The following is a 20,273-nucleotide window of genomic DNA, read 5'->3' as shown; positions in this document are numbered from 1 at the left end:
CAATATAGCAATATACGTTCTATTATCGCACAAATCGACTAGAAGGTCCCGCCAGGCGCCAGCCCCAGCCGGTGACGGCCGAACATGCTGCCGGTGGAGGACCAAGCGAGGCTGATGTGGCGTGCCGCCACATTGGTGTCGCGCCAGGCACGCTGGATCGCATTGCCGAGATCGCCGCCATTCGCGCCCAATGCCTCGAACAGGATGGTGCAGGCGCGCGCCGATTGCGTCGCCGCGAATGCATGGTCGCGCCGATACACCATCCGCTCGTCGATGCCGGGCAGCACGCCCCGGCCGAGCATCTCGTCCATCGCCCCGGTATCGCGCAGCAGCAGCAGCGCGCATGCCTCCGTCGCCGCCGACGCATCGGCGATGGCAAGCTGGACATGGGGCAGCTCCGCCATGGGACGCGGCCGCCCGCCGGGCTGGCTCGCCATCTTCGTTCGCGCCATGTCCGTGAAGTCCTCGAGCGCCCCGGCCGCCGCGCCGACCGGCACCGACGACAGGGTGAACGGCGCGGCGCCCGTGAAGGACAATCGGTAGAGCGGATTGTCGTGGAGCCGGCTTCCTGGTGCATCGCCGGAATTGATGACGGCGACGGGCAATATCCGATGCTCGGGCACGAACACCGCCGCCTCGATCACCACCGTCTTGCTGCCGGTCCCGGCCATCCCGGCCGAGAACCACGTATCCTCGATCACATAATCCGCCTGCGGCACCAGGCACCAGGCCTGTGTCGGCGGCGCGCCTTCCGACGCGGGCGGCAGCATCGTGCAGATGACTGCCCATGACGAATTGTCGCAATTGCTGGCAAAGGACCAGCGCCCCGCCACCCTGAAGCCGCCCGATACGCGCTCGCACGAGCCGTTGGGAGCATAGGCACCGCAGACGAGTGCGCCGGGATCGTGCCACACCTCTTCCTGTGCTTCGCGCGGATACAGCGCCACCAGCCAATTGTGGATCATCGCGATCGATGCGCACCATGCGGTGCTGGCACAGCCGCGCCCCAGCTCCAGATTGATGCGAACGAAGTCGGAAAAGCCCATTTCGAGCCCCCCGAACATGCGCGGCTGCAGCAGGCGGAACAGCCCGATCTCGCGGATGGCATCGATGATGTCGGCGGGGACCGCCCTCTCCTGCTCGATCCGTGCGGCGCTGGCCTTGAGTTGCGGCACCAATGCGCGCGTCGCCGCCAGCATTTCGGCGATGCCTGGGGCCGCGCCGGGTGCATTGCGCAGGGGGAGCGAATTCATTGGCTCATATCCTCTCTCATGCCGGAACCGCGGCTTGAGGGCCGAAATTTCCGGTTTCCATCGCCGCAGCGCAGGCAAGCGCCGCTTCGCTCAGGCGCATCGTGCCGCGCGTTTCCAGCAACCATGCCCAATAGCGCTCGGGAACATCCTCCAGCGGACCCCAATGGGTGACGCCCTTCGGAGTCCAGATCATGTCTCCCGGCGTGTTCATTTCGCCGTAGTGACCCGGGCCTTCGAAGTAGAAGATCAACTCGTCATAATCGGCGTTGTGATGCTGGGGCGGTCGCACCGCCGGTGGACGCGCGCTCAGCGTGTACAGCAGCACGTCCGCAGATGGTGTCTGGCAGAATTGCGCGGGCGGCCCGCCGGAATTCGGATAGGCGAGCGGCGACACGGATTTCAGGTTCAGCTTCCATACCGGTGCCGTGCCATCGACGATGGCGGTGCAGGACAGCGGATTGTGCGGCACGCGGAACCGGGTGACGCCGTCGAACGACTTCAGCCAGAGATCGCTCTCTTCATCGGGCAGGTCTTCGACCACCGGGCGCTTCAGATCACGGCCATAATTGACCATGCCAAAGGGTGCCGGCGGATTGAGCGTCAGCATCTCCGGCGATTCCAATATGATCCGCAGGCTCGACGGCGTGATCGGTCGCACCCGGTACGTGACCGCGCGACCGAGTGCGACGAAATCGCCGGCGGTCGCGCGGAGCACGCCGAAATCGGTGACGAACTCCATTTCGCCCTGCTGAATGAAATGGATCTCATCGCATTCGGTGTTGCGAAACGCATAGGGCATGCCCGCGCTACGTGCGGAGATGCTGAGCGTGACGCCCTGCCGGTTGGAGGCGATCGGTATCGGCAGCGCCCAAGGATCGTCGCGATCGGCCGCGACGATGTCGGCAATATTGAGCCGCTTGGGCGCGTGGACGCCATCCACCGTCAGATATTCGTAGATCGTATGCGGCCGGATCGCGACGCACATGCTGCCAACAAAGCCCTCACGCGTGTAGAGGTGAAGACCCGGCGGCGGACCATGGGGTTTGGACGGGTCGGCATCAGCCATTTGCTGTCTCCAAGGATCTGCGCTTGCGATATCGACGTGCCGGCCCGGTTCAGGCGGCGACGGACGCCGGCTGAGGCGCCGCGAGTCCGATCATGGCGCGGAATTCCGCCGGCGTGGCGAGGCGACGCCCCAACACCTTGGCAGTCTGGGCGACGCGCTCGACCATCTCGCGATTGCCTTCGACCAGTTCGTCCCGATGCGGAAAGCGATAGACGGTATCCTCGGTGCCGACGCGCACATGCAGCCCCATCATGATCGCCGCCGTCGCGAGATAATGACCGGCCCGCCCCGCCGCGCACACCTGGATGAAGCCGTCCGGGTCGATTTCCCTGATGCGGTCGACGACCTGCATCAATTCCGTCAGCATCGCCTTGGGATGCGCCAGATAGGTCGCGAGCCGGTCGGTCGCGTCGTCATATTGATAGCCGATCAGGATTAGCCAGCAGGCCGGGCGCTCGCACAGCCCCTTCTGGAAGATGAGGCGGTTCGCCAGATCGACCTCGGCGGTCGAGTGGATCGAGAAGAACAGCCGCGCCTTTTGCCGCTTCACCACCTGGGCGACGGCCTCCATCCAGGGCAGCGGGAAGTTCGGCGCCATCGGGACGGTCTCGGCAAGGCCGGCGGTCAGCGGATACATATTCTCTTCGAAGTTCCGGCCGCGCAGCACGTTGGTATCGAAAACGCAGTCCAGGTCAGTCGCCGCGCGAATCTCCGGAATCAGCTTCTGATAGGCTTCCGAAACGCTGAGCCCCGAATCCTGGATCGCAGGCAGCCCGCCAAAATCGATGTGCACGCCACAGGCGCCTGCTTCGAGCACTTCGATCGTCGCCTGCTTGAAGCCGTCGAAATCGACGGGGAAACTGGCGGGCGTACCGGTTCCCGCTTCCCGGGCCACGCGCCCCGCGACCGCGGTCGTGACGACGAGCAGTTCGGGAATATCCCAGCGCGGCTGAACCTCGGGCGACGGTGGCGCATCCAGCTCCCGCGCACCACGGGCGGCAAGCAAGTCGGCGCGCGACGGCAGCGTGCTCCAGTCCTGAGTGAGATCGAGGGATTTTGGGTAGTCGCGCGACATCGGAACGCTCTCCTTGGACGGGTTGTGGATCAAGCGGGCCAGCTCACTGCCCGGCTGACGGCGACCATAGCATTCGATCGCGATGTGTCAATATAGCACTATACGTGCTAATATAGGATTTCTAACATCCACACAGCGGAATCCAGGCGCTGGGGCCGACGCCCAGCGCCTCGGAAGTGGGCAAGTCCACATGGATCCACCATGGAGATCAATACAGAATCGTGCGTTTAAAGCATTATTGATCCTATATTCGCACTATCCTCTTGACCTGCCAAGAGGGTTGGATAGGGTTGGCGCATTGCTGCATTGGCCAGACAGGAAGAGTCACACGGATGACCGATTCATCGCGACCCACCACCCCCGCCGAACTGATGATCGAGATCGATCGGGCATTGAGAACCGATCCCAGCCGCACCGAAGGCATCGATACCGTCTTCGCTTTTGACGTGGAGGGTGATTCGGGTGGCCATTGGTGGATCGAATCGAAGGACGGCACGGGCTCCGCCAACGCGGGCAAGCACCCCGCCCCCGATGTCACCGTCTATGTCGACGACGCATCGCTCGTCCGCCTCGGCAATCACGAGCTCGACGGCGGCGAGGCCTATGTCAGCGGGATCATTACGCTCGAGGGTGACCATAGCAAGGCGATGCTGCTGGCGCAGATCTTCGGCGAGTAAGCTTCACCACCGATGGGACGCGGACAGCCCCGCGTGACGCGTCGCGTCGCGCGGCATGGCACCCGCCGTCGCGCATGGAGATCAGGATATGACCGTCGAATCGGCCCAGCACGTCACCGCCTATGGATTGGCCATCGCCTTTGCGATCGGCGCCCTTGTCCATGTCATCGGCCCGTCTCCGCTGCGCAAGGCCTATGCCGGCTGGGGATATCCGGCCGGCTTTCACTATGTCACCGCGGTCGTTCACGCGAGCACGGCCGCGCTGCTCTTCTGGCCTTCGGGTCGGCCGATCGGGGTCGTCAGCGGCATCGCCGTCACGCTCGCCGCCCTGGCCACTTTGGTCCGCCACCGCGAATGGAAAAAAACCCCCGGAAGCTTCGCCCTGATCGCAGCGCTTCTGTTCGTGGTACTGGCCCAGGCGTAAGGATCAGCCCATGGTGAAGCGATTGGGTCGGCCCTCGACAAAGCCGAGAACGCCCTCGATCTTCCGGATATCGATCAGGATCGCGACGCCGGTCCGGCCTGGATCGGCACGCTGCTCGCGTTCCGGCGAAAGCTCGAACACGCGATTGCGGTTTGCCTCATCCTCGACGATCCGCGCCTGGCCGCGAAACTGCAGGAACGGCACCTCGGCCGATCGATACATCATGGCCACATTCGGATTCCGGCGAAGCGCGTCCAGCGTCTCGCCTTGGGTGTTGCGGAGCCACAGGCCGATCCGCGCTTCGTCGAAGACCTGCGCCGATCCCCTGAACGACAATAGCGGCTCACCGCCGGCGCCGACCGCTGCAAGCAGCAATGGATTGCCGCTTTCCAGTGCACGATTGATCAGAGCGCAGATCTCCGGCGTGAAACTGACGCGGCTCTGCGGATCGGCTGGTTCAGTCATGGCACTCACCAGACCACGTCGACGCTTTTGGGGATGTGCGAGAATTGGCTCGGCAAGGTTTCGAAACGGAAATCCGGCGCAAGCCGGAGATCCGGCAGACGCTGGAGCAGCTTCTGGAGCGCCGTGGTGATCTCGCTGCGGGCAAGCGGCGCGCCCAGACAGGTGTGGCGACCAAAGCCGAAGGCCATATGCCGCGACGCATCGGCGCGATCCAGGCGGAACCGACCAGCATCGGGACCGAAGACCGCCTCGTCCACATTCGCCGATTCCAGGCCGATGAACGCGATCTGCCCCTTGTGCGCCGGGCACCCGCCGACATCGACATCCGCAACGATCTGGCGCTCGACGGCGCGTAGCGGCGAGGCGTAGCGCACCCCCTCCTCCACCGCATTGGGAATGCGCGAGGGGTCCGCGAGCAGGCTCTCCCACTGCGACCGGTCCGCCAGCAGCTCGTGCAGCAGGATGGACAAAGTATAGGCCGTGCTTTCAAGTCCGCCGACGAACAACAGCCAGATATGGCCAGTGATCTCCCTGGTGGTGAGATCGCGTCCCTCGATCTTGCTCGTGGTCAGCCGGGTGATCATGTCGTCGGGCTGCACCGCGAGCGCGGCCCGCTCCGCCAGCAGTTCGCCGATGTAACGCTCGATGCGAAACCATTCCTCGGAATCGAAGCGTGGCCGCGGCAGCATCGCGGTGATCGCCAGCGACCAGCCCGCAAGCATCGCGCTGTCCTCGGGCGGGATGCCGACGAGCCGGGTGATCACGCGCTCGGTCAACGGCATCGACAAGTCCGCAACGAGATCGGCATGACGCCGGCCGGCAAAGGCATCGACCAGCTCATCGACGATCTCGCCGATCCACGGCGCCGCATCGACGATCGTGCTGCGCGTGAATCCCTGGTTCAGCATGTTGCGGACGTCGGAATGGACGGGCGGATCGAGCAGGGTGACAAAGGGCGGCATGTTCGGATCGCCGCCGAAATTGCCGACATTGCTGAAATTCTTATAGTCCATCAGCACCCTTCGGGCCTCTTTGGCACCGAACACGTAGAGCAGCCCCGGCATCACCTCCGCCGCCGGGCATTGCGCCCGCAAGGCCGCCTGTTCCGCGCGCGCATGCGCGACCGGCATGGGAATGAAGGGATGCCAGGTCGGCGTCGCTTGCGCTTCGGCTGTCACGGACGGCTGCTCGGTCATAAAAACTCCACTGAATCTCGGACGCAACACATCACCGGTAACAGACACCGCCATCGATCGAGAGCGTCTGGCCGGTCACGAAACTGGCGGCGGGACTGGCGAGATAGGCGATCGCCTCCGCGATATCGGACGCCTCGCCGCGGCGCTTGACCTGCTGCACCGTCTGAATCCACGCCAGGAACTGATCGGCGTTGGGCACGCTCATCGTGCCTTCCGTCGCCATGATCCCGGGCGAAATTGCATTCACGGTCACGCCATGCGGCCCGCATTCGGTGGCCATGACACGGGTCAGCCCGACGACCGCTCCCTTGCTCGCCACATAGGCGCCGAAATTCAGCGTGCCTTCGTAGAAAGATCCGGTCGAAAAATTGATGATGCGGCCATAGCCCTGCGCCTTCATGAACGGATAGGCCGCCTGGCAACAGATCAGCGTGCCTTCCACATTCACCGAAAAGACGCGCCGCCATTCCGCCAGCGGCATCTCGTCGAACGGAACAAAGGGGAAGATCGCGGCGCAGTTGACCAGGATCTGGATCGCACCGAACTCGTCGACGATCGCCTTCATCACGCCATGCACCTGGGCTTCGTCCGCCACATCGACAGCGAAGGCGGAGGCCGTGGCGCCGGTTTCACATAGCCGCGCCGCGGCCCTGGCTGCACCATCGCCGTCACGATCCAGTACGGCGATGGTGGCACCTTCCGACGCCAGCCTCTGCGCGGTCGCAAAACCGAGTCCACGCGCACCACCGGTAATGACGGCAACCTGATCCTTGAAACGCACGATCATCCCCTCCTGAGGCCATGATGATTGATGCTGCGGCACCTGGGGCGTGGAGGCGATCAAGCGCCCTTCATCGAAAATCCCGTGGATACGACAGTCTGCCTAGCTAGGGTTTCCTGGACACAGAAGTCAATCAAAAAAACTCAAATATAGCACTATCAGTGCTATATTTGATCGTTCATCGACCGAATAGCGTGTCAGAGATGCCGCTCGGCGACGGCCAGGATCGATGCCACAGTCCGGCGCGACGTCAGCTCCGCCCAGGCCGCGGGCGCAGCCGAAACCCCCTCCTCAAAGGCCGTGAGCGTCGGCCACCACAATTCCCGAATGCCCGAGACGAACGCGCCCTTGGCGTGGACCAGTTGATTGGGGGTGGATCGCACATGACGGAAAGCACCGACCGCCCCGCCCAGCGCGATGTCGCGATCGCTCGCCCAGCCCGCCTCGGCGGGATCGAAGAACTGGAGCAGCTTGGTCGTCACCGGCCGGTCCTGTTCGCGCCAGCCAAGATCCTCTCCGGCCGGGCCAGACACCAGCACCTCCTGATCCGCGACGAGGAACCGGACATGGCGCATGCTGATAAAGCCCGGTTCGTCGGGCGCGAGCTTCTCCTTATAGACCGGATCCTGATTGTAGGCGCCGGCATCGGAGACATTCTCGAACCAGATTTCGGCAACCCCGTCATAACGCTGCAGCGCGAGGTCGAGATGCGCCGTAGCAATCTTGTGGCTCTGCACATAATGTTTGCGCGCTGCCATACCGAGACCCCAGGTGGCGTGCGGATGACGCCAATGGTCGTGGAAATACTGCTCGGACACATCATCCTTGCGAGTCAGGGCAACGAAAACCTTGACACCTGTCATGACCGGCTCTCCTCATCGTGGCGGAGCAGCTGCCCCAGATGGACGCCGCCTTCGCCATCATGTTAGCGAACCGATCACAGACGTCAATATATAGCACTATACGTCCTATAATCGCTCAATCCTTGACCCAACTGTCGTTCAATCTTGCACACGACTCCATGGAATGCTTATATAGCACCAATCGTGCTATATTCGGATATCACGAGTCCATCGACACATTGGAGGCACTCTATGACATCGGCTCGCGACCATGACGGCGCAGATCACGACGGTCTGCTGGCGAAATTCACCAAGGTTTTCGCGGACGACGATCTGCCGCTCCTCTATTCCATCATCGCGCCGGATTGCGAATGGTCGATCATGGCGACGGGAGAGCATTTCTCCGGGCTCGATGAAATCCGCGTTCTCAACGACAAGGTCCAGCAGGCACGAAGCCATTCCGACGCCGCCAAGGTGCAGATCAAGGAATCCTTCCGCAGCGCGGATCGCCTTTGCATCGAATTCCTCCACCGGGGCGTGGTGGCCCAGGGCTTCTCATCGGATCCCAATACGCCGGCCGAAGGCAGCATCTTCGAGATCGATTTCTGCGCGACCGCCCAGGTCCGCGCCGGAAAGATCGTCCGCATCCGGGAATATTTCGACCATACGCAGTTCGCCACGCCCCCGGAAAAGCGCATCAAATTCTTCAGCTGAACACGAACCGCGGCGCCTCAGGCGCGTCGATACACCATAATCGCACGGAGCATTTCATGCCTTTCATATTACCGCCGCTTCCTTTCGCGGCGGACGCCCTGGTTCCGCACATGTCCGCGGAGACATTCGACTATCATCACGGCAAACACCACAAGGCCTATGTCGACAAGGTCAATGGCTGGATCGACGAGAAGGACCTGCGGGGGCAGAGCCTGATCGAGGTCATCCGCACGGCCCAGGCCAGACAGGACAAGGGGTTGTTCAACAATGCCGCGCAAATCTGGAACCACAGCTTCTTCTGGAACTGCCTCGCGCCGCCCGGCACTAGGCCGTCGGTAAAGCTGCAGCAGCTGATCGACGCCAGCTTCGGTTCGACCGGCCAGCTCGTCGAAAAGCTGGTCGAGCAAGCCGTCGGCCACTTCGGAAGCGGGTGGGCCTGGCTGATATTGCACGGCGAAACGCTGAAGATCACATCCCATCACGATGCCGATACGCCGGTCGCGCATGATGAAGTGCCGCTACTGACGCTCGATGTCTGGGAACACGCTTATTATGTCGATTATCGCAATGCGCGCCCCAGATTTGCGGAAACCGTGCTCGGTAACATCGTGAACTGGGATTTCGTGTCTCAAAACCTCGACGGACAGGGCGCTACACGGGCCGATCAACAGCAATAGTCAGGATCGGCGCGCGCGCTGCCCCAGCAGGACGGCGCGCGCCGTCTCGTCCATCTGGCCCCGGCTTTCCGCGGCGACCGCGCATCCTCTCACCACCGCCGGGCGCGCGGAAATCTCATCGAACCAGCGCCTGAGATTGGGAAAATCGGCCAGGCCCGGCTGCCCCGGCGCGTCATGATGCACGATCCAGGGATAGGCTGCGATATCCGCGATCGAATAATCACCCGCCAGATACTGGGCCTCGCCCAACCGACCGTCCATCACGCCGTAGAGCCTATGCACTTCGTCGGCATAGCGCCCGATCGCATAGGGCAGTTTTTCCTGGGCGAAGAAAGCGAAGTGGTGCGCTTGGCCCGACATCGGCCCGAGTCCGCCGACCTGCCAGAACAGCCACATGTTGACGGCCGTGCGGGCGCGCGGATCGGACGGATAGAATAGCCCGGTCCTGTCACCCAGATATTGAAGGATCGCGCCGGATTCGAAGATCGAGATCGGCCGCCCGTCAGGGCCCGCCGGATCGACGATCGCCGGCACGCGATTATTGGGCGCGATCCGCAGGAAGTCCGGCGCAAACTGGTCCCCCTGGCCGATATCGATCAGATGGACGGCGTAGGGAACACGGCACTCCTCGAGCATGATCGATATCTTTTTCGGGTTCGCGGTCGGATAATAATAGAGCGCGATGGGCTGCGATTGGGTCCGGTCACTCAGCATGTTCGATCCTCTTCATTGGCGATGCGGCGTCCGGCGCGATCGGGACGCATGCGGATGGAGGCGAAGCTAAAGTCGCGACAAGCTGCCGCCTGCGGCTTTCCAGCTCGGCGATCTGCCGCTCTATTTCCAGAAGCTTGGCGCGATGCGCGGCCGTCACGGCCGAGCAATCGCTCGACAACGACGCCTCGCCGATCAGCTGCGGCAGGAATATGGCGATCTCCGCGGTGGAGAAGCCGAGCGTGATGAGCCCGCGGATACGCCGGACCAGTTGCGCGCTATCGCTATCGAAATCGCGATAACCATTCCCGTTGCGGATCGCGCGGATCAGCCCGACCCGCTCATAATGTCGAATGGAGCGCACCGAAGCGCCGCTCTGTCTTGCCACATCGCCGATCTTCATATCGACCTCCGCGACAGTTTTTAGCCCCTGACACCAATGTCAGGGTCAAGCATTATCTGCACTCACTCGCCTTTTAATTGGGCGGTCAGTGACATCAGGTCGACCAATCGCCAGATCTGGCTGATCTTCCCGTCGCGGAAATGCGCGATCAGGAATTCCTCGATCGCGAATTCCCTGCCATCGGCCGGAAACCCCATGAAATCGTCGATCAGCCTGCCCCGCACAATGACGCGCGCCGCCACCTTGTCTTCCTGAACGACGATATCCTCGATCGTTGAGCGGTAGCTCAGCTTGTCGCGCAGGAACTCGAGATGCTCGCGCAGCCCGTCTATCCCCTGCCGGCCATTGGGGATCGTATCGGCGGGCAGCGCGATGTCGGGATGGATCAGATCGGGCAGCGCCGCGACATCGGACGTGGGGTCGACTTCCTCGATATAACGGCGGAAGATGCGGGCGTTCTCGGTCACTGACATGAACATGTTCCTTTCCGGGATCACAACGTGCGGGCGACGGTGTCGCCATGATGAATCGCCGCGCGGGCATGGCGTGGCGCGGCGGCGTCGCCGATCACATGATAGGGTACAGCCATCGCCTGAACGGCGGGCAGCAGGTCGGTATCGGCCTCGGGCGCCCGGGCAGCGACGATGGTATCGGCCTTTCGCTGCGTGACGATTCCGCGCCGGTCGATCAGCGACACGATATTGCCGTCGACGGACTCGATCTCGTGGCGGACAAGCATCTCGCAACCGGCCCGTTCGAAGATCGGCAGCAGATCGAGATGCTGGAGAAATCCCGCCCGCGGCGCGAACGAGTCGAGCGGCGTCACATAGGTCACCGCGATCCCGCGACGGATCAGCGTCTCGGCGACGAGGCTGGCCTCCATGTCGCCGGCGCGATCGAACACCAGCACATCCCTGCCGATATCGGCGCCGGACAGGACGTCGATCGCCGAGACCAGCCGAACGCCGCCGGCGCCGGGGATCGCCGGCAAGGCCTGACGGTGTGCGCCGGTCGCCAGGATCACGACATCGGGCGCCAGCGCTTTCAGGGCAGCGCCGTCGATGCGTGCGCCAAGGCGAGGCGCGACGCCGAGCGCGCTGAGTTCATCCACCAGCCAGTCGATCGCGCCATAAAGTTCGTGGGCGGTGGTGGCGCGGACATGGCGGAGCTGCCCGCCCGGCTCGTCGGCCGCGTCAACCACCAGCACATCATGGCCGCGTCGCGCCGCGATCTCGGCGGCTTTCAGGCCCGCTGGCCCGGCCCCGATCACCACGACCTTCCTGGCCTTTTCGGCGGGCACGATCTTCAGTTCGGCCTCTTGTCCCAGCTCGGGGTTGTGGAAACACATCAGCGGCAAGCCGAGAAACGCCACCGACCCGCAATCATTCGCGCCGACGCATCGGCGGATGCGTTTGCTCTGGCCGTCGCGGAATTTGGTAAGCAGATCGGCATCGACCATATGCGCCCGGGTCAGCGCAATCAGGTCGCAATCGCCGCGTTGCAGCGCTTCCTCGCCCTGCTCGGGCGTCAACACGCGATTGACGCCGATCACGGGCACCGCGCCGCCGATCGCCCGCTTCAGATTGGCCGCCAAAGGCAGATCGACACCGGGCTGGTGCCGATAGGATCGTGCGGTGCGCGCGGTATAGGCATAGACCTTGCTGCCCATGCAGGGATTGAGATAGTCGACGCCGCCGCCCGCCACGATCTGCGCGGCAAGGTCAGCCAGCTCCTCCTGTCGTCCGCCGCCCTCATAAGCTGTCCGGTCGTCGTCCACCGGCATACGGAAACCGAGGATCTTCTGCGGCCCGATCGCATCGCGAACGGCGTCGATCACAGCGCGCGCGAATGCAAGCGGCTCTCCCCAGCGATCATCCCGTCCATTGCCCCAAGGGCTGAGCGACTGATGGATCAGATAGCCATAGCCGGCGAGCAGTTCGACACCGTCCATGCCGCTGTCGACCGCCATCCGCGCCAGCTTCGCATGATTTTCGACAAGGGCCTCGATCTCGCCGGGCGACATGCGGTGCGTCACTTCCCCGTCCGTCGAGGATTGCATGCCACCGAACGAAGCAAGCGTCTGATCGCCCGGATAATATTCCGACGAGCCCGATGCGCCTGCCCCGACCAGCTGGAGGACGGTGGCGATCCGTGGCGCGGTGTCATGCAATACCGTGTTGAAGCGCGTCATCGGCCCAGCGGCGGCAGACAGCGCCTCGGGCGTCGCATCGCGGTCGACCCATAGTCCTTCGGCAACGATCATGCCGACGCCGTTCGCAGCGCGGCGGCGTTGATATTCGATGTAACGCGGCGATCCCGCATCGGTCCAAGGGCTCCACTGCGTGCCGTGGGCGGTAAAGACTACCCGGTTCGCCAGTTCGAAGCTCCCCACGCGCAACGGCGACAACAGCATCGATTCAGTTTTCGACGACATGGATTCTATCCTGAAATTCATGGGTCATGATATCGGGCAGCGCGGCGGCGGCTCTACTCGCGGGATCAGAGCGAGGCGTGCCGTCGCGCGGCGACATCGCCCGTGGCCGCCTCGTCCTCGATCAGTTGCTCGAGCTTGCGCCGGACCTGCACGGCGGCGGAATCCACCGGCAGCAACAGCGGCTTGAGCGACCAGAATTCGGCGTTCCCGATCCGCTCCTGCTGCTTCTCCAGCATCGGCTTGTCCTCCTGGACAAAAGCCTGTTCGAGGATGACTTTCAACGATGCGCTCAACTCGACATCGTCGGTCTGGAACGGGCGCGTGCTGCAATAGAAATAATGCGTGCTGCCCTCGGTTTCGGGCGTCATGCTGTGCAGCGTGAAATTGTCGTTCCTCGTGTCGCGCGGCGTGCCCGTGGGATAGGCGGAAACGCCGATCACCATGACCCCCGGCGGATACCAGCGCGCTTCGACCCGGACATCGGCCCTGAGCGGCGGCGGCACCATGACGCGCAAAGCGGGCGCGGGCTCGCAGTCATGCGAGAGATATTCCACCACGATCGCATCGCCCGTCTGGAGGACGTTCATCTTCGCGTCGGTGAAAGTCCCGCCCAGGGTCGTCGGATGCAGATAGTCGGCGTGGCTGAGATCCATGATATTGTCGATCATCAGCCGATAGTCCGCGCGCGTCGGCATCAGCCCCATGATGATCGCGGTCGCCGGCGTCTCGTCGATGAACGACATATCCGGAATCCGGCTGATATCGGCCAGCGCCGCATCGCCCATCCAGACCCAGAGCACGAGATGCCGTTCGGCCGTGACGAAATTCTCGACGCGAATGGATTTTGCCGCCTTGCCGTGCGGATTATGCACGCATTGGCCCGATCCGCCGAAGGCCAGGCCGTGATAGCCGCACGTCACGACGCCATCGGCGAATTTGCCGGCGGACAGCGGGGCAAAACGATGCGGGCAGCGATCGAGTATCGCGGTCGGCTGCCCCTTGGCATCACGAAAGAAGAGCAGCGGCGTCCCCAGGATCGTGCGGGCGAGCATCTGGCCGTCGTCGATCTCCTCCGCCCACCCCGCCTGATACCAGGTGTTTCTGAGATAGTTCATATTACGCTTTTCCCTCACAGGTGACGGCCGCCGTTTTTCGACGCCACGCGAACGCGCGGATGCCGGGCCCGCGCTCCATGATCCGGCGTCGCACGGATCGATGGAAGCGCCGGCCCGACATGATCGTCAGCGGAACTTGTAGCCGACGCGAAGGCCATAGGTCGCCGGCATGCCAGTGCGCCGATAGGACGTATCGGTGACATAGGTGGCGTCGTTCCAATAATAGCTGTTGGTCACGTTGCGCCCCCAGAGTTCGGCGGTCCAGCCATTGTCCGACGAGCGGATGCCAGCCCGAAGATCGAGCAGACCATATCCCTTGATCCGTTCGAAGCCGAGCCCGCCAAAACCGTTCTGGGTGGCCGAACGATAGGAATAATCGCCGCCGAGATAAGCGACCGATCCGCTTGCCAGCGGGAATTCATAGGTCGCGCCCAGCAGGGTCGACCATTTCGGCGTGAACGGAAATGCTTCGCCCTTGAAGTTCGCGGTCTGGCCGACGCGGTTCACATTGACGAAATCGCCAACGACCCGCGAGTCGAGATAAGTGACGTTGCCGCGCAGCGTCAGTCCGCCGAAAGCCCGCCAGAGCGCCGAAAGTTCGAAACCGTCGAGCTTCGATTTGGGGACGTTGATCAGCCCGAACAGCGCGCCGAAGACCACCGGCTCCGGAACCGCGCCATTCACCTGCTTGTCGCGATAGTCATAATGGAAATAGGCGCCGTCCAACTGGAGCGAACGATCGAAGAGGAAGGTCTTGAAACCGGCTTCATAGGCCATGACCGATTCCTGGGTCACGGGTTCGGTCGCTGCGGCCGAGAGAAAACCCGACGTCGGATAGGCGCCCGCCTTGTAGCCCTTGCTGGCATTGGCATAGAGCAGGATGTCCGAGGTCGCTTTCCAGTCGAGCCCGACGCGCCATGAGATATTGTCCTCTTCGAGCGTGCTCCTGACGAGTTCCGGCGTGAAGGTCTCGTCGAACGTCGCGCATCCGCCCGGCAATATCGGGACGAAGGGTGACGGATTGGTCAGGATGAAATTCTTCACGACGAACTGGAGCGAATTCATCCCCGCCGCCCACAGCCCGTCCCCGGTATCGAAGGTGCAGCCTTCGAACCGGTTGCGTGAATTGGTGTAACGCGCGCCGGCATGCGCGCTCAGCGTGTCGGTCAGCTTGTAATTGAGGTTGGCGAAGGCCGCGATAGTCTCGATATCGGTCCTCGACTGGTTGCGGATGAATTCCCAATGCGGTCCGCCGGACCCGATGAAGGAATAGGTCGGCGCACTGACCGACATGTCGAGGATCTGGGCGTCCAGCGTCTTGTCGGAAGCGTAATTGGCACCCACCACCCAGTCGAGCCGGGAGTCCATCGCCTTGCCGGCAAGGCGAAGCTCCTGCGAAAAGGACTGGCTGTCACCGTCGAGCGTGGTGGTGTTGTTGCTGATGGCGAGACCGTCGATATCGAAGGCGCTGTTCGTCCTGAAATCGGAATAGGCCGAGATCGATGTGATGGTGACGTCGTCCGACAGCGCATAATCGATCCGCAACGATGCCTGATAAAAATCCTCGTCGGCGCGCGGGTCTTCCGGACCCCAATCCGCTGCGCGCGCATTTCGGGGGGCCAGCGGGTAATTGAGGATGGCGTTCTGGACACTCACCGGCACGTTCTTCGCCGGATCGGTCAACGCGCTCGGCAGCGGAAAGCCCGTCAATTGCCCCGCCTGGGTGTCCGACCGATCGCGCCATCCGCTGAGGTTGAAGCTGACGGTCAACGCATCGGTCGGCGTCCAGTCGAGTAGCAGGCGCGCGGTCTGGAACCGGCGGTCACCCAGACTGTCCTTGCGCGTATAGCTTTGCTGCCAGGCTCCACCGGCATCGGCGCCGAACGCGAGGCGCGCGCGCAATGTATCCGACAGCGGACCACTGACATAGCCATTGACGCTGACCGCCTCGAACCGGGCAATGCTGGCCTCCAGCCCCGCCTGGAACGACGCGGTCGGCTTCGCCGCGATGAAATTGATCGCGCCCCCCGTCGAGTTCTGGCCGAACAATGTGCCTTGCGGCCCCTTGAGGATCTCGACGCGCTCCAGATCGAGCGTCGTGCCCTTGGTGAGGGCGGAAAAGGCGAGCGGCACCTGATCGACATAGACGCTGACCGTCGGCGGCGCTGCGAGCGCGAAGTCATAATAGCCGACGCCGCGGATCGTATAGATCGGCGTACCCGACTGCGACAGGCCGAAGGAAAAACTCGTGTCGACCTTCGCGAAATCGTCGATCGACGAAACACCGCTCACCTTCAATTGATCGCCGGTCTGCGCGGTGATCGACATGCCGATATCGCTGAGCCGCTCCGAACGCTTTTGCGCGGTGACGATGATTTCCTCGATGCCGGTCTCCGGCGTCGCGGATTCGGCGGCCGCCTGCGCAAAGGCCGGGGCTGCGATGCCCCCAATCATAAGCGCGCAGACACCGGCGGCGGTCATCAGGCGTGCGGGATTATTGATTCCCATTTTTTTCCTCTCCCTAGGCTTGTTCTCCGGCCATAACATCAATGCTATGATCGCACAATAGGTGCGATATTAGAACATCATTGACTCGACATTTGGCCGCTCAAGCCCACAATTCCGCACTCGACCTCACGACAAACCGGCCTTCCACTCTCATTTCCTCACTGGACAACCATGCGATCCTCGCCAGCGACAGCCATTCCCGCTGACCGCCCATGCGCCGGGATTAAGCTTGCATTGCGTGCTATTATAGCCCAATCAAATGCGGATATCAGAAGGAAAATCCCGACAATGCAGCCGCCGACCCACACGTCCCAGACTCTCGATCGGGGATTGCAGATTCTCGAAATCCTGGCCGCGTCACAGGAGGATATGACGATATCGGATATCGCCACGACCCTCGACGTCCATCGGACGATCGCGCACAGGCTCGTCGCGACGCTGCAGCACCGCCAGTTCGTCAATCGCTCCCCTGTCGGCCGATACCGGCTCGGCACGCGGCTGGTAGGGCTTGCGGCCACGATCGGCGGCGAATTGCGGACCATTGCCCGGCCATTCCTCACCGACCTCAATGAAGAAACGCAGGAGACCGTGCATCTGGTCATACTGACCGGTTCGGACGTCCTGTTCATCGACGCATTCGAAAGCCCCAGGGCATTGCGAGTCGTCTCGCGCGTCGGCCGGTCGCTGCCTGCCCATGCGACCTCGGTCGGCAAGGCGCTGCTGGCGCAGATGTCGGATGACGAGATCAAGGCGCTGTACCCGGGCCTGCGCCTCGATCGTACAGCACCCAACACGCTGACCACGCGGTCGGATCTGCTCAAGGAACTCCAGGTCGTGCGCGATCAGAATTATGCGGTCAGCAACGAGGAAAGCGAGGCCGGCGTCGGATCGGTCGGCGTCGCGATCGTCGACAGGAACGGCGCATCGCGCGCCGCGCTCAGCATCGCCGCGCCGTCCGCCCGGCTGGAGGCGGAGCTTCCGCGGCTGATCGAGGCAGCCAAGGCGGCCGCCGCGCGGATCGGCAATCATCTCTAGGATCTAAATCCGGAAGATCGATCGATCCCGGTGATTGACAGGCGATACGCATTGCCTATTATCGCACACATGCACCGTTATTAGCACATTGGATTTTCCAATGTCGCTGCAGACAAGGAGCGCATGGTGGTCAAGCCGATCGATGCGATGCACGATGCTTTGGAAATCTGTTCCGGTCTCGGCTTCGAGATGGTGCCCGGTTTCTCGACCCATTGGGCGATGGCGTCGGAAGCGCTGATCAGCCTGGGCCATGCCGATATGGTCCATACATGGGCCTCGCTCTACCCGCAGAAGCGCAAGCATCTGCCGATGCCGGTCTCGGTGGGCAGGATCGACCCGACGAACGAGAATGACTGGCGTTCGGCGCTCGGGCAGTTTCCACGCGCATCCGACTGGCGTGCGCTGATGGAACGCGAGTTAGACGAAGCCCCATGGCGCGACGTGCTCGTGCGCTGGTGGTCGCGCCTTTTGCCCGGCATGGCATCGGGCCTCACCCACGGGCTGATCCGTACGATGCATGCGGTGCGCAGCATCGATCTGGCCGACGGCAAACCGTCGAAACCGCAACTCGACGAACTCGCCGCTGGCCTGGCCTATTGGGCGTCACTCTATGTCGAGCAGCCCGGCGCGCATCGCCTGCTGGGCGACGCGACTTTTCCAGAAATCATCGCGACGATTCCCCGGATCGGCCCCGACGTGAAGCTCAGCACGCGCGACAAGGGTCTGTTCGCGCACATGCCACAGCTCAACGGCTGGGCCGACGCCGTCAGTCGCCTCGCCGGCCCCGCCGATCTGCAATCGGCGCTGAGCGACATGACGCTTGGCTATGCGCAAGTGAATCTGGTGCATGACAAGACGTTTCCGATACCGCTGGTCCATTGCGTTTCCGCCCCGGCTGCGGTTCGGCTCATGCTCCCTCACCTTCCCGAGGCGCTTCATATCCCGTCCTATCTCGCAGTGTGGGAAGCCACCGCAGCGATCATGGCCAATTTCGCACCCGCCAATCCCGGCGAAATTTTACGGACCATACCCGAAGGGCTCGACGCCCTTCCTCCCGATGCGCTCATCGCTCGCGCGGTCGAACATGGCGACGAACATGCCATCAAGTTCACCGAGGCGTGCTTGCGCGAATATGCGCTGCGTCCCGACGATCGCTATCTGATCGCGCCGACGCGGCTCATCCCCAAGCTCCTCAGATATTTCCGGTGATGCGCCGGTCGTTCGGAACAGGAAAACCAGGATGGATTGCATGGATCATCGCGCCGTGATGCGCCCGCCGACGTCGTTCGGCATTTCCCGGGCGAGCCGCGATCATGGCTGAGGGCAGCTATCCGCAGCCCGATCTGCCCAGGCTTTCGCTCGCCGAACGCGACCGGCGCTGGAGCAAGGTGCGCGCGCTGATGCGCCGCGACGGGATCGACGTCATCCTTGCGCTCAACAACAGCTCGAGCTGGGACCAGGGCAATGGCAATGGCCGCTATCTGTCGTCGATCGGCGGCAATTGCGCGTCGGTTTCGGTGATCTTTCCGCATGACGGGGACGTGACCGCGATCACCGGTCCGGTCCCTGCGCCGCCCTTCTGGCTTCAGTCGCAGCATTGGGTGCAGGATATCCGCACCGCCTTCTTCAATGCGACACCGATGGTGGTGGAGCGGCTGCGCGAACTCGGACTTGCCGGAGCACGCATTGGCATTGCCGGCCTCGAAGGCGTGGCGCGCGAACCCGACGGGCTGGTCAGCCAGGGTGCGATGACGCTTTTGCGAGAACAACTGCCTCAGGCCGATTTCGTCAATGCGACGTCGCTCATGTATGAAGCGCGCGTCGTGAAAGGCGACGAAGAAATCGACATGCTCCGCCACGCCGTGCAGATGGTCGAAGACGCGCTCGACATTCTTGCACGGGAAGCGCGGCCAGGGGTCACCGAGACCGCCGTCTATGCGCGCATGGTGGCAAGCTTGATCGAACAGGGCAGCGAGCCGTCGTCATTGCTGCTCTTCACCGCCGGCAACCCCCTGCCCCCCTTTGTCGGCACCCTGCCCTCCCGGCGCGCCCTTGCGCCCGAAGATGTCGTGCTGGTCGAAGTCGACGCAAAATGGTGCGGCTATCTGGGGCATGGCGCGGCCACGCATTGGGTAAGCGGCCCCGACGCTATCGCGCGCGAGATGGCGGAACTCCAATATCATGCGACCACGCAATTGTGGCAGGCGATGCGCCCGGGCCGGAAGCTGGCCGATCTTGTCGCGCTTTGTGCCGAGATCGCCGCCGACACGCCCTATGTCTGCAGCCCGATCATCCATAGTCGAGGCCTTGGCCTCGACGCGCCGGTCCTGGTGAACCGACCGCGCGACGACTGGACCGCGAACTGGATCATCGAGGAGAATTCGGTCTTCGTGGTGAAGCCGACCGTCGCGACGACCGACGGCATGCGCAAGGTGATGTGGGGAGACTCCGTCGTGGTGCGGGCCGGTGGCGCCGAGCGGCTCGGGCAGCGCCCTGCCCTGCCATCCGCGCTTCGTTAGAAGCCGCCCGACAGCCGGGAAACTGGCCCCAACGGAAAGAGATGATGCCCACTTTATTCGTTACATCGCCCGACGGCACCGAAACAGCCGTCGACAGCCCCGGCGGACTGTCGGTGATGGAGATCATCCGCGAGAATGGTTTCGACGATTTGCTCGCGCTGTGCGGCGGATGCTGTTCCTGCGCGACCTGTCATGTCTATGTCGACAATGATTTCGCCGGCGAGCTGCCGCCGCTCAGCGAGGACGAAGACGACCTGCTGGACAGTTCGAGCCATCGTCGCGGCAATTCGCGCCTTTCCTGCCAATTGCCCTTTTCCGAAGCGCTCGACGGACTGCGCGTGACGATCGCACCGGGCGAATGATGCGGCAACAGCGCCA

21 protein-coding genes are annotated in these 20,273 nt (G+C 63.0%); 8 read left to right on the top strand and 13 right to left on the bottom strand.

The window, feature by feature from the left end; genetic code table 11:
• Window positions 1–38: 38 nt before the first annotated feature.
• From AC3WN8_RS20275 to AC3WN8_RS20265, 3 genes are read right to left on the bottom strand one after another with little or no spacing between them, the layout of a single operon-like run.
• Window positions 39–1,253 carry an acyl-CoA dehydrogenase family protein gene (locus tag AC3WN8_RS20275; protein ID WP_492671292.1) on the bottom strand — a complete coding sequence of 405 codons (1,215 nt, stop codon included), beginning with the start codon at window positions 1,251–1,253 and terminating at the stop codon, window positions 39–41.
• Between the two features lie 16 nt (window positions 1,254–1,269).
• Window positions 1,270–2,319 carry a hypothetical protein gene (locus AC3WN8_RS20270; protein ID WP_492671291.1) on the bottom strand — a complete coding sequence of 350 codons (1,050 nt, stop codon included), beginning with the start codon at window positions 2,317–2,319 and terminating at the stop codon, window positions 1,270–1,272.
• 49 nt (window positions 2,320–2,368) lie between these two features.
• The gene (locus AC3WN8_RS20265; protein WP_492671290.1) at window positions 2,369–3,394 is read right to left on the bottom strand and encodes a 3-keto-5-aminohexanoate cleavage protein; all 1,026 of its coding nucleotides are present in this window, start codon (window positions 3,392–3,394) and stop codon (window positions 2,369–2,371) included.
• 332 nt (window positions 3,395–3,726) lie between these two features.
• Here AC3WN8_RS20265 and AC3WN8_RS20260 point away from each other — a divergent pair, with 332 nt between their 5' ends.
• Together AC3WN8_RS20260 and AC3WN8_RS20255 are read left to right on the top strand one after the other, a co-directional pair.
• Window positions 3,727–4,071 (top strand): SCP2 sterol-binding domain-containing protein, encoded by a 345-nt coding sequence (locus AC3WN8_RS20260; protein WP_492671289.1) that lies wholly within the window; start codon window positions 3,727–3,729, stop codon window positions 4,069–4,071.
• Between the two features lie 88 nt (window positions 4,072–4,159).
• Window positions 4,160–4,495 carry a DoxX family protein gene (locus AC3WN8_RS20255; RefSeq protein ID WP_492671288.1) on the top strand — a complete coding sequence of 112 codons (336 nt, stop codon included), beginning with the start codon at window positions 4,160–4,162 and terminating at the stop codon, window positions 4,493–4,495.
• Between the two features lie 3 nt (window positions 4,496–4,498).
• Here AC3WN8_RS20255 and AC3WN8_RS20250 read toward each other — a convergent pair whose 3' ends face one another.
• The 4 genes from AC3WN8_RS20250 to AC3WN8_RS20235 form a co-directional block, all read right to left on the bottom strand.
• Entirely contained in the window at window positions 4,499–4,960 is a 462-nt protein-coding gene (locus tag AC3WN8_RS20250) for a pyridoxamine 5'-phosphate oxidase family protein (RefSeq protein ID WP_492671287.1), read from the bottom strand.
• A gap of 5 nt (window positions 4,961–4,965) precedes the next feature.
• Entirely contained in the window at window positions 4,966–6,156 is a 1,191-nt protein-coding gene (locus AC3WN8_RS20245) for a cytochrome P450 (protein ID WP_492671286.1), read from the bottom strand.
• 31 nt (window positions 6,157–6,187) lie between these two features.
• Window positions 6,188–6,937 (bottom strand): SDR family NAD(P)-dependent oxidoreductase, encoded by a 750-nt coding sequence (locus AC3WN8_RS20240; RefSeq protein ID WP_492671285.1) that lies wholly within the window; start codon window positions 6,935–6,937, stop codon window positions 6,188–6,190.
• A 197-nt stretch (window positions 6,938–7,134) separates the two neighbouring features.
• Window positions 7,135–7,800: an EthD domain-containing protein gene (locus AC3WN8_RS20235; RefSeq protein WP_492671284.1), complete on the bottom strand. Its 666-nt coding sequence runs from the start codon at window positions 7,798–7,800 to the stop codon at window positions 7,135–7,137.
• A 231-nt stretch (window positions 7,801–8,031) separates the two neighbouring features.
• Here AC3WN8_RS20235 and AC3WN8_RS20230 point away from each other — a divergent pair, with 231 nt between their 5' ends.
• A complete protein-coding gene (locus tag AC3WN8_RS20230; protein ID WP_492671283.1) occupies window positions 8,032–8,493 on the top strand; it encodes a nuclear transport factor 2 family protein in 462 nt (153 codons plus the stop codon).
• A gap of 56 nt (window positions 8,494–8,549) precedes the next feature.
• Window positions 8,550–9,170 (top strand): superoxide dismutase, encoded by a 621-nt coding sequence (locus AC3WN8_RS20225; protein WP_492671282.1) that lies wholly within the window; start codon window positions 8,550–8,552, stop codon window positions 9,168–9,170.
• Here the strand turns inward: AC3WN8_RS20225 and AC3WN8_RS20220 are convergent, their stop codons facing one another.
• The 6 genes from AC3WN8_RS20220 to AC3WN8_RS20195 form a co-directional block, all read right to left on the bottom strand.
• Window positions 9,171–9,884: a glutathione binding-like protein gene (locus AC3WN8_RS20220; RefSeq protein ID WP_492671281.1), complete on the bottom strand. Its 714-nt coding sequence runs from the start codon at window positions 9,882–9,884 to the stop codon at window positions 9,171–9,173.
• On the bottom strand, window positions 9,874–10,284 hold the full coding sequence (locus AC3WN8_RS20215) for a MerR family transcriptional regulator (protein ID WP_492671280.1): 411 nt from the start codon (window positions 10,282–10,284) through the stop codon (window positions 9,874–9,876). The genes AC3WN8_RS20220 and AC3WN8_RS20215 overlap by 11 nt, the downstream gene beginning before the upstream one ends.
• Window positions 10,285–10,346: 62 nt before the next feature.
• Window positions 10,347–10,757, bottom strand: coding sequence for an ester cyclase (locus AC3WN8_RS20210; RefSeq protein WP_492671279.1), 411 nt, complete (start codon window positions 10,755–10,757; stop codon window positions 10,347–10,349).
• A gap of 20 nt (window positions 10,758–10,777) precedes the next feature.
• Window positions 10,778–12,718, bottom strand: coding sequence for an oxidoreductase (locus tag AC3WN8_RS20205; RefSeq protein ID WP_492671278.1), 1,941 nt, complete (start codon window positions 12,716–12,718; stop codon window positions 10,778–10,780).
• A 65-nt stretch (window positions 12,719–12,783) separates the two neighbouring features.
• Entirely contained in the window at window positions 12,784–13,833 is a 1,050-nt protein-coding gene (locus AC3WN8_RS20200; RefSeq protein WP_492671277.1) for a Rieske 2Fe-2S domain-containing protein, read from the bottom strand.
• 126 nt (window positions 13,834–13,959) lie between these two features.
• The gene (locus AC3WN8_RS20195) at window positions 13,960–16,341 is read right to left on the bottom strand and encodes a TonB-dependent receptor (protein ID WP_492671276.1); all 2,382 of its coding nucleotides are present in this window, start codon (window positions 16,339–16,341) and stop codon (window positions 13,960–13,962) included.
• A gap of 171 nt (window positions 16,342–16,512) precedes the next feature.
• Between AC3WN8_RS20195 and AC3WN8_RS20190 the strand changes: the two genes are divergently transcribed.
• The 4 genes from AC3WN8_RS20190 to AC3WN8_RS20175 all read left to right on the top strand — a co-directional run bounded on the left by AC3WN8_RS20190 (window position 16,513) and on the right by AC3WN8_RS20175 (window position 20,257).
• Window positions 16,513–17,376 (top strand): IclR family transcriptional regulator, encoded by an 864-nt coding sequence (locus AC3WN8_RS20190; RefSeq protein ID WP_492671275.1) that lies wholly within the window; start codon window positions 16,513–16,515, stop codon window positions 17,374–17,376.
• 126 nt (window positions 17,377–17,502) lie between these two features.
• Window positions 17,503–18,585, top strand: a complete 1,083-nt coding sequence (locus AC3WN8_RS20185) for a hypothetical protein (RefSeq protein WP_492671274.1) — start codon at window positions 17,503–17,505, stop codon at window positions 18,583–18,585.
• 104 nt (window positions 18,586–18,689) lie between these two features.
• The gene (locus AC3WN8_RS20180; protein ID WP_492671273.1) at window positions 18,690–19,895 is read left to right on the top strand and encodes a M24 family metallopeptidase; all 1,206 of its coding nucleotides are present in this window, start codon (window positions 18,690–18,692) and stop codon (window positions 19,893–19,895) included.
• A gap of 44 nt (window positions 19,896–19,939) precedes the next feature.
• On the top strand, window positions 19,940–20,257 hold the full coding sequence (locus tag AC3WN8_RS20175; RefSeq protein ID WP_492671272.1) for a 2Fe-2S iron-sulfur cluster-binding protein: 318 nt from the start codon (window positions 19,940–19,942) through the stop codon (window positions 20,255–20,257).
• Window positions 20,258–20,273 lie beyond the last annotated feature (16 nt).

It is taken from the genome of Sphingobium sp. FW305-3-2-15-F-TSA7 (assembly GCF_058787155.1).
The sequence above is the reverse complement of the archived record's forward strand: the minus strand, read 5'-3'. Positions and strand labels throughout refer to the sequence as shown.

Coding starts and splice junctions, on each gene's coding strand:
- AC3WN8_RS20275 (WP_492671292.1), bottom strand. CDS start 1,253: ATGAATTCGCTCCCCCTGCGCAATGCACCCGGCGCGGCCCCAGGCATC.
- AC3WN8_RS20270 (WP_492671291.1), bottom strand. CDS start 2,319: ATGGCTGATGCCGACCCGTCCAAACCCCATGGTCCGCCGCCGGGTCTT.
- AC3WN8_RS20265 (WP_492671290.1), bottom strand. CDS start 3,394: ATGTCGCGCGACTACCCAAAATCCCTCGATCTCACTCAGGACTGGAGC.
- AC3WN8_RS20260 (WP_492671289.1), top strand. CDS start 3,727: ATGACCGATTCATCGCGACCCACCACCCCCGCCGAACTGATGATCGAG.
- AC3WN8_RS20255 (WP_492671288.1), top strand. CDS start 4,160: ATGACCGTCGAATCGGCCCAGCACGTCACCGCCTATGGATTGGCCATC.
- AC3WN8_RS20250 (WP_492671287.1), bottom strand. CDS start 4,960: ATGACTGAACCAGCCGATCCGCAGAGCCGCGTCAGTTTCACGCCGGAG.
- AC3WN8_RS20245 (WP_492671286.1), bottom strand. CDS start 6,156: ATGACCGAGCAGCCGTCCGTGACAGCCGAAGCGCAAGCGACGCCGACC.
- AC3WN8_RS20235 (WP_492671284.1), bottom strand. CDS start 7,800: ATGACAGGTGTCAAGGTTTTCGTTGCCCTGACTCGCAAGGATGATGTG.
- AC3WN8_RS20230 (WP_492671283.1), top strand. CDS start 8,032: ATGACATCGGCTCGCGACCATGACGGCGCAGATCACGACGGTCTGCTG.
- AC3WN8_RS20225 (WP_492671282.1), top strand. CDS start 8,550: ATGCCTTTCATATTACCGCCGCTTCCTTTCGCGGCGGACGCCCTGGTT.
- AC3WN8_RS20220 (WP_492671281.1), bottom strand. CDS start 9,884: ATGCTGAGTGACCGGACCCAATCGCAGCCCATCGCGCTCTATTATTAT.
- AC3WN8_RS20215 (WP_492671280.1), bottom strand. CDS start 10,284: ATGAAGATCGGCGATGTGGCAAGACAGAGCGGCGCTTCGGTGCGCTCC.
- AC3WN8_RS20210 (WP_492671279.1), bottom strand. CDS start 10,757: ATGTCAGTGACCGAGAACGCCCGCATCTTCCGCCGTTATATCGAGGAA.
- AC3WN8_RS20205 (WP_492671278.1), bottom strand. CDS start 12,718: ATGTCGTCGAAAACTGAATCGATGCTGTTGTCGCCGTTGCGCGTGGGG.
- AC3WN8_RS20200 (WP_492671277.1), bottom strand. CDS start 13,833: ATGAACTATCTCAGAAACACCTGGTATCAGGCGGGGTGGGCGGAGGAG.
- AC3WN8_RS20195 (WP_492671276.1), bottom strand. CDS start 16,341: ATGGGAATCAATAATCCCGCACGCCTGATGACCGCCGCCGGTGTCTGC.
- AC3WN8_RS20190 (WP_492671275.1), top strand. CDS start 16,513: ATGCGATCCTCGCCAGCGACAGCCATTCCCGCTGACCGCCCATGCGCC.
- AC3WN8_RS20180 (WP_492671273.1), top strand. CDS start 18,690: ATGGCTGAGGGCAGCTATCCGCAGCCCGATCTGCCCAGGCTTTCGCTC.
- AC3WN8_RS20175 (WP_492671272.1), top strand. CDS start 19,940: ATGCCCACTTTATTCGTTACATCGCCCGACGGCACCGAAACAGCCGTC.